The 12872-nt window shown below is 71.7% G+C and carries 9 protein-coding genes, 2 pseudogenes and 1 riboswitch; of the genes and pseudogenes, 7 read left to right on the top strand and 4 right to left on the bottom strand.

Translation table 11 applies throughout. The annotated features are described in order from the left end of the window. Nucleotides 1-493 (bottom strand): annotated as a pseudogene (locus JNW87_RS10095) (hypothetical protein); the annotation flags it as partial. After that, nucleotides 490-1296, bottom strand: a complete 807-nt coding sequence (locus JNW87_RS10090) for a DUF881 domain-containing protein (protein WP_238453553.1) — start codon at nucleotides 1294-1296, stop codon at nucleotides 490-492. The pseudogene JNW87_RS10095 and the gene JNW87_RS10090, both read right to left, overlap by 4 nt. Before the next feature lie 230 nt (nucleotides 1297-1526). Between JNW87_RS10090 and JNW87_RS10085 the strand changes: the two genes are divergently transcribed. The 5 genes and pseudogenes from JNW87_RS10085 to JNW87_RS10065 all read left to right on the top strand — a co-directional run bounded on the left by JNW87_RS10085 (nucleotide 1527) and on the right by JNW87_RS10065 (nucleotide 8003). Then, on the top strand, nucleotides 1527-1790 hold the full coding sequence (locus JNW87_RS10085) for a cell division protein CrgA (RefSeq protein ID WP_109802044.1): 264 nt from the start codon (nucleotides 1527-1529) through the stop codon (nucleotides 1788-1790). A gap of 358 nt (nucleotides 1791-2148) precedes the next feature. Beyond that, nucleotides 2149-4346: pseudogene (locus JNW87_RS10080) on the top strand (heterodisulfide reductase-related iron-sulfur binding cluster). Nucleotides 4347-4517: 171 nt separating this feature from the next. Beyond that, a complete protein-coding gene (locus tag JNW87_RS10075; protein ID WP_109802054.1) occupies nucleotides 4518-5825 on the top strand; it encodes a hemolysin family protein in 1308 nt (435 codons plus the stop codon). Then, nucleotides 5818-6822 (top strand): hemolysin family protein, encoded by a 1005-nt coding sequence (locus JNW87_RS10070; RefSeq protein ID WP_109802046.1) that lies wholly within the window; start codon nucleotides 5818-5820, stop codon nucleotides 6820-6822. Before JNW87_RS10075 ends, JNW87_RS10070 begins: the two co-directional genes overlap by 8 nt. Before the next feature lie 164 nt (nucleotides 6823-6986). Then, nucleotides 6987-8003 (top strand): C40 family peptidase, encoded by a 1017-nt coding sequence (locus JNW87_RS10065; protein ID WP_238453552.1) that lies wholly within the window; start codon nucleotides 6987-6989, stop codon nucleotides 8001-8003. A gap of 63 nt (nucleotides 8004-8066) precedes the next feature. On the opposite strand, the gene JNW87_RS10060 is transcribed toward JNW87_RS10065, so the two are convergent. Beyond that, nucleotides 8067-9941 carry an N-acetylmuramoyl-L-alanine amidase gene (locus JNW87_RS10060; RefSeq protein ID WP_238453551.1) on the bottom strand — a complete coding sequence of 625 codons (1875 nt, stop codon included), beginning with the start codon at nucleotides 9939-9941 and terminating at the stop codon, nucleotides 8067-8069. Nucleotides 9942-10333: 392 nt separating this feature from the next. Continuing rightward, a riboswitch (cyclic di-AMP (ydaO/yuaA leader) is annotated at nucleotides 10334-10469 on the top strand. Nucleotides 10470-10530: 61 nt separating this feature from the next. Between JNW87_RS10060 and JNW87_RS10055 the strand changes: the two genes are divergently transcribed. Beyond that, nucleotides 10531-11517: an NlpC/P60 family protein gene (locus tag JNW87_RS10055; protein WP_238453550.1), complete on the top strand. Its 987-nt coding sequence runs from the start codon at nucleotides 10531-10533 to the stop codon at nucleotides 11515-11517. Between the two features lie 43 nt (nucleotides 11518-11560). On the opposite strand, the gene dcd is transcribed toward JNW87_RS10055, so the two are convergent. Then, on the bottom strand, nucleotides 11561-12139 hold the full coding sequence (dcd, locus tag JNW87_RS10050; protein ID WP_238453549.1) for a dCTP deaminase: 579 nt from the start codon (nucleotides 12137-12139) through the stop codon (nucleotides 11561-11563). A 99-nt stretch (nucleotides 12140-12238) separates the two neighbouring features. On the opposite strand from dcd, the gene JNW87_RS10045 reads away from it, so the two are divergent. Beyond that, complete coding sequence (locus JNW87_RS10045; protein WP_238453548.1) at nucleotides 12239-12799, top strand: pyridoxamine 5'-phosphate oxidase family protein; 561 nt, start codon at nucleotides 12239-12241, stop codon at nucleotides 12797-12799. Nucleotides 12800-12872 lie beyond the last annotated feature (73 nt).

The raw sequence follows: 12872 nt of genomic DNA, 5'->3' as shown, positions 1-12872 counted from the left end.
GCGGGGCCTGGTCGGCCGGGTGTGGCGCGAGCTGGTCCGCCGGGTGTCGCGCCACCTGGGCGGCCGGCGGGGCGGTGGGAATCCGGCGTCCGGGCTCGTCGGCTGGACGGTGCGCGGCCTGGTTGGTGGCCACCTGCCAGGCGGGCGGCTCCGGCCGCGGTGGCTCGTGCGCGGCCGGTCGCTGCGGGGCGGCCGGCGCCGGCGGACTGGCCTGGGCGTTTCCGGGCCAGGCCGGTGGCGGGGAACGGTACGGGTTGGCCGGGCCGGCGGGGGCGTCGGTCGGGCCCGCGGTGTCCGGCCGGCGCACCGGCGCGGGGGCGGCCGCGGATGGACCGGGCGACGGGGAGCGGTTCCCGGTCGGCTCCGGCCAGGGCAGGTCGAGTGCGGGCCGGGGCGGGGCCGGACGGTCGACCCTGGGGACGAACGCGGTCGGGTCCTCGCTCTGGTCGCGGTGGCGCCCGTCCTGCCCCGGGGGGCGGCCGTCCTGGGTCACCGGGGCACCTTCGCGGACCGGAGGGCGGTCGAGTCCTCGAACGCCGGCACGGTCACCGTGGACACGTGCTCGGAGTAGCCGAGCTGGTAGTGGTCGACCGCTTCCCTGAACAACCGGACTCCCTCGGACGCGGCGAGGGCCTGCTGGAGGGCAGCGGGATCGCCGATCGCAACGATCTTGAACGGAGGGGAGTACACCCGGCCGTGCAGCAGCAGGGTGTTACCGACGCAGCGTACCGCGCTGGTGCTGAGCACGCGGACATTCATGATTGACATGGCCTCGGCTCCGCCCGCCCAGAGCGCGTTCACGACCGCCTGGACGTCGCCCTGGTGGACGACCAGGTCGTCGTTGCTGGCACCTTTGGGCAGCGCCTGGTCGTTGCGCCGGCGCGCGTCGTCCAGCTCGATGGTGACCCCGCTGCCGGTGAGCGCGGTGAACCCGGCGGCCTGCCGGCTGGCGGCGGCCCGGTCCCGCTGGGCCCTGATCGGGCCGTCGGTGTCGGCGAGGGCGGCGGTCTGGCTCTCCACCTCGGCGCGCAGCCGGGCGGCGCGCTGCTCGCTTGTCTCGACCTGCTCGCGCCGGTCCTCGATCAGCTGGGTGAGCTGCGGGCGCCGGTCCTCCCGCAGCGCGGTGCCGCCGGCCGTGGTCGCCGTGGTGGTGAAGAGCAGTCCCGCCGCGGCGGCGATCAACGGCACCCCGACCGCCCAGCCCGGTCGTCGCTGCCGTGGGCGTCGCGGCAAGAGGCCGGCGGCGGCTCGCCGGAGGACCTTCTGCCAGGAGGCGGCGCCGGACGTGTACTCCACCGGGCGTTTCCTTCCCCGTCGTCTCGGGCCGGCCCGGGAGGGGCGGACCGCTCTGCTCGACCCGAAAAGTCCCACCCTTTTCGGTCACTCCGCGCACCGGCCTGACCCCATTCGTGGCCTGGACGGTCCGTCGGGACTACGCTAGCTGTCGAACATTATTGGCCATGGACCGTCGCCCCCGCGCCCGGTTGTCAGGCCGGACGAGGTCGTCACCCCCTCTGGAGAGCGTCGTGCCCAAGTCTCAGGTCCGCAAGAAGAAGGTGTACACCCCGCCGACGGACGTGCGTCCGACGGCGACGGCGGCGACGCGCAAGCCTAGCCCGATCTGGCTGCCGATCACCGCCGTCGCGTTGATCGTCGCCGGGATCGGCTGGCTGGTCGTGTACTACCTCTCCGAGCAGGCGTACCCGGTCATGTCGTGGGGTTACTGGAACCTCGCGGTGGGCTTCGGCGCGATGGTCGCCTCGCTGATCCTGCTCTCCCGCTGGCGCTGACCCGCTCGAAGTCCGGCCCGGTTCCCCGTCCCGGGGGCCGGGCCGTCGACCTGTGGTGCGCCGGGTCGGCCGGCCCCGACCGGCGCCTCGGCGACGGAGGTAGGTCACGCCAGGACGCCCCTGTCCGGCGCGCGCCGGCCGGTCCACCTAAGGTGTCGGCAGGGCGGCGTGGCCGGATGCGAGATGACTCACGTTACTGCTGGGTAACCTTGCGCGTAGGCTGCACTGCATGACCGAGCGGAGCGAGGTCATCGACCGGTCGGGTCGGGGCAGCGGGAGCGGCGCAACGCCACCCGCGCCGTGAGCCGTCCCCGGTCGCCGAGCCGCTCGACAGGCAGCAGACCGGGAGGCCAACTCGATGGGCAGCGTCCAGATCGTCGCCACGATCCTCGCGGCCGCCATCACCGCCGTAGCGGTGGGGCTTGCGGTACGCGCGGTCATGAAGATGGTGGCAGTCATCCGGCTGGGTCAACCGGCGCCGGAGCGGTTCACCGACAAGGGCGCCCGCACGAAGACCATGCTGGTGGAGACCGCCGGTCACACCCGCATGCTGAAGTGGAGCGTGGTGGGCGCCGCGCACTGGTTCGTGATGGTCGGATTCATCTTGCTGTCGCTGCTGGTGCTCGAGGCGTACTTCGAGGTGGTCACGCCGGGCGGCGGGCTGCCGATCATCGGGCACTGGACGATCTTCGCCCTGGCCACCGAGTTGATCGGCATCCTCGGCCTGGTCGGCATAGTGGTGCTGATGGCGATCCGGCTGCGCAACCGGCCCAACCGGCCCGGCAACCGGTCCCGGTTCACCGGCTCGACCATGTGGCAGGGCTACTTCGTCGAGTGGGTCGTGCTGCTGGTCCTGATCTTCGGCTTCGTGATCCGGGGCTTCAAGGTCGCCACCGACCACTTCGAGTACCCGGTCTGGGCCACCCCGCTCAGCCACGCCGTCGCGCCGCGCTGCCGGCCTGGACGGCCGGCGTCAGCGTCGCCGCCCTCATCAAGATCGTCATCTCGATGACCTGGCTCATCGTCATCTCGCTGAACGTCACCATGGGTGTCGCCTGGCACCGCTTCCTGGCGTTCCCCAACATCTTCTTCAAGCGCGAGCCGGCCAAGCCCGCCGGCTCCGGCCTCGGCGCCCTGCGACCGATGATGAGCGAGGGCAAGCCGCTCGACTTCGAGGAGGCCGACCCGGAGTCCGACCAGTTCGGCGTCGCCCAGGTCGAGCAGTTCAGCTGGAAGGGCCTGCTCGACTTCAGCACCTGCACCGAATGCGGCCGCTGCCAGTCGCAGTGCCCGGCCTGGAACACCGGCAAGCCGCTGTCGCCGAAGCTGCTGGTGCTCAGCCTGCGCGACCACGCGTACGCCAAGGCGCCGTACCTGCTGGCCGGTGGCGGCAAGGACCTGACCGGCGAGGAGAAGGCCACCGCCGCGCAGCTCGCCCACATGGACGTGCTGGCGCTGGCCGAGGCCGACCGCCCGCTGATCGGCACCGCCGAGGAGGGCGGCGTCATCGACCCGGACGTGCTCTGGTCCTGCACCACCTGTGGCGCCTGCGTCGAGCAGTGCCCGGTGGACATCGAGCACGTCGACCACATCGTCGACATGCGTCGCTACCAGGTGCTGATCGAGTCGAGCTTCCCGTCGGAGGCCGGCGTGATGCTGCGCAACCTGGAGAACAAGGGCAACCCGTGGGGCGCCCCACAGCACACCCGCGAGGACTGGACCAAGGGCCTCGACTTCGAGGTGCCGCGGGTCGGCGAGGTGGACGACTTCGAGTACCTGTTCTGGGTCGGCTGCGCCGGCGCGTTCGAGGACCGCGCCAAGAAGACCACCCGGGCGGTCGCGACGCTGCTCAACGAGGCGGGCGTGAAGTTCGCGATCCTGGGCGAGGGCGAGACCTGCTCCGGTGACCCGGCCCGCCGGATCGGCAACGAGTTCGTCTTCCAGATGCTCGCCCAGCAGAACGTCGAGACCCTGAACGAGGCGTTCGAGGGCCGGGAGAAGGCCAAGCGCAAGATCGTGGCCACCTGCCCGCACTGCTTCAACACCCTCGGCAACGAGTACGGCCAGCTCGGCGGCGAGTTCGAGGTCGTGCACCACACCCAGCTGCTGGCCCACCTGGTCAGCACGGGCAAGCTCACCCCGGTGCAGCCGGTCGACGGCGGCGTGACCTACCACGACCCCTGCTACCTGGGCCGGCACAACCGGGTCTTCGCCGCCCCGCGCGAGGTCCTCGGCGACGCCATCCAGGGCGAACTCACCGAGATGCCGCGCAACAGCGAGCGCTCCTTCTGCTGCGGCGCCGGCGGCGCCCGGATGTGGATGGAGGAGAAGATCGGCAAGCGGATCAACGTGGACCGGGTCGAGGAGGCCATGGCCACCGGGGCGAAGACCGTCGCCGTCGGCTGCCCGTTCTGCTCGACCATGCTCAACGACGGGGTCAACGGCAAGGGCGCCGGCGAGCAGGTCGAGGTCATCGACGTCGCCAGCGTGCTGCTCCGCTCGGTCAAGCCGGAAGCCGCGCCGGGCGAGAAGAAGACCGCGCCGGTCGCCGGCTGAGGTCGTACCCCCGGCACAACCGGACGCACGACGGCGGTGGCACCCCCGAGGTGCCACCGCCGTCGTCGTGGGTGGGGAGGTTGCCCGCCACCCCCGGCCGGCGTGAACTCGTGCCCCGGGTCGGCCCGTGGAACAATCGCGCTCATCGACAGCCTGTTGCTCGGCACGCTGTTGCCCCTGGTCGGCTTCGTGCTGCTGACCGCCGGCAACGCGTTCTTCGTCGCGGCCGAATTCGCCCTGGTCACGGTCGACCGCGCCGAGATCGACCGGCGGGCGGCCGGCGGCGACGCGCGGGCCGTCACCGTACGTACGGCGCTGCGCGAACTCTCCTTCCAGCTCTCCGGCGCCCAGCTCGGCATCACGATCACCGCGCTGCTCACCGGCTACCTGGCCGAGCCGGCGCTGGCCCGGCTCGTCGCCCCGCTGCTGCGGCCCGTCGGCGGCGCCGACCGGTTCAGCCCGCTGCTCGCCCTGGCGCTGGCGACGCTGATCTCGATGCTCTTCGGCGAGCTGGTGCCGAAGAACCTGGCGCTGGCCCGGCCGATGCCGGCCGCGCTGGCCACCGCCGCGCCGATGCGCGGCTTCGCCCGGACGTTCGGCTGGCTGATCCGGGCGCTGAACAACTCCGCCAACCGGCTGGTCCGCCAGCTCGGCGTGGAGCCGCAGGAGGAGTTGGCCAGCGCCCGGTCGCCCGAGGAACTGGGACTGCTCGCGGCGATCTCCGCCCGGGCCGGCGCGCTGCCGCCGGACACCGCGATGCTGCTGCGCCGGACCATCCGGTTCGGCGACAAGCGGGCCGCCGAGGCGATGACGCCCCGGGTCGACGTGATCGCGTTGCGGGCCACCGCCACGGTGGCCGAGCTGCTGAGCCTCTCCCAGCAGACCGGGCGGACCAGGTTCCCGGTCTTCGAGGAGACGCTGGACCTGGTCACCGGCGTGGCCGGGGTGCCGGACGCGCTCGGCGTGCCGCTGGACCGCCGGGCGTCCACGACCGTCGCCGCGGTCGCCCGGGAACCGGTGTACGTCCCGGAGAGCCTGGACCTGGACGCCGTCCTCGCCGCGCTGAAGGGCGCCGGCGCCGACCTGGCCATCGTGGTCGACGAGTACGGCGGCACGGACGGCGTGGTGACCGTGGAGGACCTGGTCGAGGAGCTGGTCGGGGAGATCGCCGACGAGTTCGACCCGGACGCGGTGCACGACCTCGGGCCGGCCGAGCTGACCGTGCCGGGGGGCGAGCGGACCGTCCTGGTGGACGGTGTGCTGCGCGAGGACGAGCTGGCCGAGCAGACCGGCTTCCGGCTGCCCGAGGGCCCGTACGAGACCCTGGCGGGCTTCCTGATGGCCCGGCTCGGCCACATCCCGGTGCCGGGCGAGACGATCGAGGAGGGCGGGTACGAGTTCACCGTGGTCGAGGTCGAGCGGCACCGGATCGAGCAGGTCCGGGTGCTCCGCCCGGAGGAGCCCGACGACGATGACTGAGCTGCTGATCGCCGTGCTGCTGCTGCTCGGCAACGCCTTCTTCGTGGGCGGCGAGTTCGCGCTGATCGCGTCCCGTCGTACGGTGCTCGAGCCGCTCGCCGCCAGCTCGAAGCGCGCCCGATGGGCGCTGTCCGCGATGAACCAGATCCCGCTGATGATCGCGGGGGCGCAGCTCGGGATCACCATCTGCTCGCTGGGGCTGGGCGCGATCGCGGAGCCGGCGCTGGCGCACCTGCTGGAGTTGCCGTTCGAGGCGCTCGGGCTGCCCGCCGGCGCGGTGCACCCGGTGGCGTTCGTGATCGCCCTCGGGATCGTGGTCTTCCTGCACACCGTGGTCGGCGAGATGGTGCCGAAGAACATCACCCTGGCCGGGCCGGAGCCGTCGGCGCTGTGGCTGGGGCCGGCGATGCTGGCGTTCTGCGTGGCCACCAAGCCGCTGCTGCTGGCGATGAAGTGGTCGGCCCGGCAGGTGCTGCGGCTGTGGCGGGTCGAGGCGACCGACGCGGTGAAGACGGTGTTCACGGCGGAGGAGCTGGCCGGGCTGGTCTCCCAGGCGCGTACCGAGGGGCTGCTCGATGCGGAGGAGCACGCCCGGATCACCGGCGCGCTCGCCCTGCACAGCCGGACGGCGGCGGACGCGTTGCAGCCGTGGTCGACGGTGACCACGGTGGCCGAGGACGTCTCACCCGCCTCGCTGGAGGTGCTGGCCACCCGCACCGGCCGGTCCCGCTTCCCGGTGGTCCAGCGGTCCACCCGCCGGGTGCTCGGCTTCGTGCACGTAAAGGACGTGCTGGGGTACGCCGGCGCGCGTCGGCGCGAGCCGGTGCCGGCGGAGGTCTACCGGCCGCTGGCCGTGGTGCCGCCGGACCGTACGCTGGCCGACCTGCTGCTGTCGATGCGGCGCGAGCGGCGACACATGGTGCTGGTGAGCGACGGCCGCCGGCCGCTCGGTGTGGTGACCCTCGACGACGTATTGACGGCCATCGTTGGCAAGTAAATGAATACCCTTGGTGTGCAAGCGGTTGCGCAAACGTGATTGAACAAATGGCCGCCTTGATATCACCCCGGGGCTTCCCTAATGTGGGGCACCGACCGCTGTGGGTCGTCTGCCTCGATCTTCCCCCTCACGAGGCGCCCGGCGGTCGGTTGCAAAAGGAGTCGGTGCCGGTGGCAACCATGCCCCCTCATCGTCACGCCCGGAGTCAGCCGCCCGTCCGACCGGTCGGCGCCCGCCGGGTCGTACACCGTCTGCTCACCCTGGTCGCGGCCGTCGCCGTCGGTGCCGGACTCGTCGCCGCGCCGGCGCACGCCGCGCCGTCGGTGGACGAGATCGAGGCGCAGATCGACAAGCAGTGGGAGCAGCTGGAGCCCACCATCGAGGGCTACAACAAGATCCGCGCCCAGCTGAAGGTCAACCAGAAGAAGTCGGCGAACCTGCAGAAGAAGATGGCGCCGCTGGAGCTGGAGTCCACGCTCGCCATGAACCGGGTCGGCGAACTGGCCTCCCGCTACTACATGCAGGGCCCCTCCCAGGAGGTCGGCGCCCTGCTGGTCGACGCCAAGCCGGGGACGCTCGCCGAGCAGCTCACCATCCTCGACCGGCTCGCCACGCAGGAGCGCAAGCAGATCGCCGGCGTGCTCGCCATCCGCGACAAGTACAAGGCGCAGAAGGCGAAGCTGGACGCGCTGATCGCCACCCAGATCAAGCAGCGCGACGAGCTGGCGGCGAAGAAGAAGCAGATCGACGCCGAGATCAAGCGCCTCACCGCCGCGCTGCCGAAGACCACGGTGAAGGTCACCGGCTGCCCGACCATCAACGGTGTGGTCAGCAGCGCCGCGCAGACCGCCATCCGGGTCGCCTGCCAGCAGGTCGGTGACCCGTACGTCTGGGGCGCCACCGGCCCGAACTCGTTCGACTGCTCCGGCCTGACCCAGTACGCCTACAAGGCGGCGGGCATCTCCCTGACCCACTTCACCGGCGCCCAGTGGAGCGAGGGCCGGGCGGTCTCCCGCTCCGACGCCCGCCCCGGTGACCTGGTGTTCTTCTACAGCGACCTGCACCACGTCGGCCTGTACCTCGGCAACGGCCTGATGGTGCACGCGCCACGGACCGGCAAGCCGGTCCAGGTGAGCCAGGTCAACTACATGCCGGTGGCCGGCTACCGCCGAGTCACCTGATCCGATCCGACGACAAGGCCCCCGGTCGAGCTGACCGGGGGCCTTCGTCGTCGGATGCGGTGGCTACTGCGGCGCGCCCACCGCGGCCGGCAGGATCAGCACGTCGTCCAGGTTCGCGAACATCACCCGGTGGCCGAACTGGATCTGCACGTACTGGTTCTCGCCCCGGACCACCGTCCGGTCGCCGGGGGCGGAGCCGTCGAACGAGACCGCCCGGTAGTACTCGCCCGGGAGGACGCCGCCGAGCGCGTACCGCTGGCCCGCCGCGAAGGTGTACTGCAGCGGCGAGATGCCCTGGTACGGGATGGTGGCCGGGTAGGCGGCCCGCTCGGGGTAGGCCCGCCCGTACACCGGGATCGTGGTCTTGCCCGGCTTGGGCGTCACCACGAAGCCCTGCGCCCACTTCGCGGTGGGCGCGGCGGACGGGTTGAAGAACCAGGCCTTCTGGCCGAGGTACCAGATCGCGGTCCAGTCACCCTGGACGTCCGCGAGGGCGTACGTCTGGCCGGCCGAGGCTCGGGCGCCGTGGTCGGAGATGTACATGGTGTCCGGGGTGCCGTTCGGCCGCAGGCCACGGTCGTTGACCAGCGGGGCGAGCTCGCTCGGCCCGGTGCGCAGCACGACCGAGGAGGAGCCGCGCAGCGGGCACGGCGCGGCGGGCGGCGTCGGCTTCGGCACGCCCGGCGGCTGCTGGTTGCAGCCGATGAACGCCGGCTGGTTGCTGGCGTAGTCCGGGTCGATGGTGACCAGGCCGGTGTGCGGGGTGCCGGTGCCCTGGAACGGCGCCTTCATCAGGTCGAAGTAGTGCGACCAGTCCCAGTACGGTCCCGGGTCCCAGTGCATGCCGGCCACGGTCCCGGCGGTGGTGCCGGGGACGTTGTCGTGGCCGAGGATGTGCTGCCGGTCCAGCGGGATCTGGAACCGCAGCGCCAGGTGCCGGACCAGCTTGGCCGAGGTCCGGTACATCGCCTCGGTGTACCAGGTGCCGTGGCCGGCGAAGCCCTCGTGCTCGATGCCGATGGACTTGGCGTTGACGTACCAGTTGCCGGCGTGCCAGCCGACGTCCTTCGCCTTGATGTGCTGGGCGACGTAGCCGTCCACCGAGCGCAGCGTGTAGTGCCAGCCCAGGTAGGTCTTGTCCTTGACCAGGTTCACGCTCGGGCCGAAGTAGCCCTCGGTGTCGTGGATGACGATGTACTCGATCTTCTGCTGCGCCGGCCGGTTGCCGAGGTCGTGGTTGCCGTAGGTCACCTCGCCGGTCTTCGGGACGACGTACTCCGCGTACGGCGCGGGGATCCACTCGCAGGCGAGGCGGACCGGGCACTCCAGGCCGTCCGGGCGCTCCGCGCGGCGCAGCCCGAGCCGGTGCAGCCCGGACTCGTCGGGGGTCACCTGGCGCGCGGTGAGGGTCACCCGCTGGCCGTCGTCGGTGGTCCGGCTGGCCCCGATGCTGATCTGGTCGTACACCTCGTCGGCGAAGGCCGCCGCCGCGTCCTCGGTGTCCGCGCCGGAGTACCGGGCCACCGCGCCGTACCAGGCCGCCGGGTCGCTGTCGGCGCCGACCGGCGCGGCCAGTTCCTTCTGGTACGACGCGAGCAGCGCCGCCCCGCCGCGGATGTTGGCGGTGGCGTCGGTGCGCAGCGTCTCCTCGGCCACGCCGGTGAGCGCGGCGGCGGCGTCGAGGGTCTGCAGGGACGCCTGCGGCAGGTCGTCGCCGGTCGCCTCGGCGGCGGCCGACGTGTCGACCACCAGCGGCCGGGCGTCGTCGCCCCGGGGGTCCTCGTTCTCGTCGACGTGTGAGCTGCCGGGGGTCGAGGCGACCTGTTCGGCGTCGGTCAGGTGCATCGGCCCGTAGCCGCCGCTGGTGCTCGGCTGGCCGGGGTGGGTGTCCCAGCGGGACTCCAGGTACGACACGCCGAGCAGGACGCTCTCCGGCACGCCGTACTCGGCCGCCGCGGCGGCGTACTGCTGCTGGCGGTCGGCGACCCGGCGGCCAGGGGCTCGGCGGCGACGGGTCCGGTGCTGAGAAGGGCGGTCGCCGCAGCCACGGCGGTGGCGAGCAGAACTCGTCTGCTCGGCGGCAAGGGTGGACGGAGCATCGAACCTCCAGGTCGGGCGGAAGTCACTGCGTGCTCACCCTCACCCCACCCATGGCGTTGGGTCAATACCTTTCCCCACAGTGATGTTGAGTGAAGGAAACCTTCACCAGCGCGGCCCATGCGAATTCGGGTACGGAGTGTCACGGCGCCCCGGGTTGCGGATTGATAACGGCGCTCTCTACTCTGGTCAATCGTCGACCGGAATGTGCATCGCCCAACCCGGGTGGTGACGGTCCGACACCGCCGAGTCGCCTCCGGGCGAGCCGGGGACCCAGTTACCTGGGGTGAATCCGCAGCACTGCGGTAGGGCGGCTCCCTTCCCGTCCGAACCCGTCAGCTAACCCGGTAGGCGGCCAGCGAAGAAGGAGTCAGGAAGCCCGGTGGCACACCATGCCCCGCGGCGACCGTCGGTCCGGTCGAACGACCGGATGACGGCTGCGCCGCGTCCACGCTGGTCCCGCTTCACCACCGCCCTCGCCGCCCTGGCCGGTACCGCCGTCATCCTGACCGGCGGCGCCACGGCGGCTCACGCCGACCCGTCGGTCGCCGAGATCGAGCGCCAGATCGACCAGGACTGGAACAAGCTCGAACCGATCATCGAGCAGCACAACGCCACCCGTCAGGACCTCGCCGCCAAGCGGAAGCAGGCCGAGGCCCTGGCCAAGCAGATCGCCCCGTTGCAGCTCCAGGTCGACCTCGCCATGGGTCAGGTCGGCGGCCTCGCCGCCGACGCCTACAAGGGCGACAACCTGTCGACGGTGAACGCGCTACTGGGCAGCCGGTCGCCGAGCGACGTGGTCACGAGCCTCGAACTGCTCGACCGCTTCGCCCACCGCCAGCAGCAGCAGGTACGCAACGTCGTCGAACTCCGCGACGAGCTGGCCGCCAAGAAGAAGCCGCTCGACGAGATGGTCGCCCAGCTGACCCGGACCGAGGCCCAGCTCGCGGCGAAGAAGAAGCAGATCAACGCCGAGATCGCCAAGCTGGACAAGCTCCGCCTCAAGATCTACGGCAGCGGTGGCGGCGGCCCGCTGCGGCCCGCGCCCTGCCCGTCCGGCTACCCGGGCGGCCCCGCCGGGGTCGCGGTCAAGTTCGCCTGCGCCCAGATCGGCAAGATCTACGTCTGGGGCGCCGCCGGCCCGGACCACTACGACTGCTCCGGCCTGACCATGGCCGCCTGGGCCAAGGCCGGCGTCTCGCTGCCGCACAACGCCCGGCAGCAGCACGACGTCACCCGCCGGATCAGCCGGAGCGAGCTACGCGCCGGTGACCTGGTCTTCTACTACAGCGACCTGCACCACGTCGGCATGTACGTCGGCGGCGGCTGGGTGGTGCACGCCTCCCAGTCCGGCAAGCCGATCACGATGAAACGCGTCGACGACGGCCAGATCAACAGCTACGGCCGACCGGGCTGATCCACCGGCAGGGGCTCTCGCGTGGCGGGGGCCTCTTCCGCGATCAGCGGGTCGGCCAGGTGCGCCAGTTCTGCCAGGACCGGCTCGGCGTCGGACCGCGCTGCCCCTGGTAGCGCGAGCCGTAGACGGCCGAGCCGTACGGGTGCTCGGCCGGCGAGGAGAGCCGGAAGATGCAGAGCTGCCCGATCTTCATCCCGGGCCAGAGGGTGATCGGCAGGTTCGCCACGTTGGAGAGCTCCAGCGTGACGTGGCCGGAGAAGCCCGGGTCGATGAAGCCGGCGGTGGAGTGGGTGAGCAGCCCGAGCCGGCCCAGTGAGCTCTTCCCTTCGAGGCGGCCGGCGAGCTGGTCGCCCAGCGAGATCACCTCCAGCGTCGAGGCGAGCACGAACTCACCCGGGTGCAGCACGAACGGCTCGCCCTCCGGCACCTCGACCATCGAGGTCAGGTCGTCCTGCTGGACCGACGGGTCGATGTGCGTGTAGAGGTGGTTGTTGAACACCCGGAAGAGCTTGTCCAGGCGTACGTCGATGCTGGACGGTTGCACCAGCGTGGGCTCGAACGGCTCCAGCGCGAGCGTGCCCGCCTTGATCTCGCTGACGAGGTCGCGGTCGGAGAGCAGCATCGGAACACCATAGCGAGCACGGCGCCGAGCGCCGTCACCGGAGCGGGTGACCTGCGTGTCGGGCTGCGCGTTCGTACGTGTGTTCGATAGAATGTCCGCATGGCTTCCTGGTCCGAATTCGCCGCCGACGAGCCGCGCCTCGCCGACGAGATCCGCCTTCTCATGCAGCAGTACGGGCCGGGCTTCGGCTATCTCGCCACGGTCCGCGCCGACGGCGGCCCCCGGGTCCACCCGGTCTCGCCGGTCATCACCGACGAGGGGCTCTTCTGCTTCGTCATCGACTCGCCGAAACGCCGTGACCTCGAACGCGACGGCCGTTACGCGCTGCATTCGTTCCCGCCCGAGGAGAGCGACGACGAGGCGTACGTGGCGGGCCGCGCCCGACCTGTCACCGACCAGGCCCGGGTGGCCCGGGTCGCCGAGATCGGCCGGGCCGCGCCACAGGTCGACTGGCGGCTGTTCGAGTTCACGATCGACGTCGCCATGCTCACCCGTCGCGGGCAGAGCGAGGCGACGAGCCGCGGCGGCGGGCAACCGGCCGTTGAGGTCTGGCTCGACCCGCGGGCGGCGCATCTGGCTGGCGACGCGGCGGGCGTACCCGATCAGCGGCCGGCCCGGCGCGGACGGCACGGCTTCGACACCCGCCGGACGGCGGCCTGACCCTGGCCGAGGCCCCGTGAATGCGGTGGTGCCGGCCCCGTCGTGAGACGGAGCCGGCACCGGCGTCTGCTGG

The sequence above is a fragment of the Micromonospora sp. ATA51 genome (assembly GCF_016802855.1).
Taxonomy (GTDB): Bacteria; Actinomycetota; Actinomycetes; order Mycobacteriales; family Micromonosporaceae; genus Micromonospora; species Micromonospora sicca.
The sequence above is the reverse complement of the archived record's forward strand: the minus strand, read 5'-3'. Positions and strand labels throughout refer to the sequence as shown.

What these genes read in the sequence shown, in the direction of transcription:
- JNW87_RS10055 (WP_238453550.1), top strand. Translation starts at nt 10,531, where the DNA reads ATGACGGCTGCGCCGCGTCCACGCTGGTCCCGCTTCACCACCGCCCTC.
- JNW87_RS10045 (WP_238453548.1), top strand. Translation starts at nt 12,239, where the DNA reads ATGGCTTCCTGGTCCGAATTCGCCGCCGACGAGCCGCGCCTCGCCGAC.
- dcd (WP_238453549.1), bottom strand. Translation starts at nt 12,139, where the DNA reads ATGCTGCTCTCCGACCGCGACCTCGTCAGCGAGATCAAGGCGGGCACG.
- JNW87_RS10070 (WP_109802046.1), top strand. Translation starts at nt 5,818, where the DNA reads ATGACTGAGCTGCTGATCGCCGTGCTGCTGCTGCTCGGCAACGCCTTC.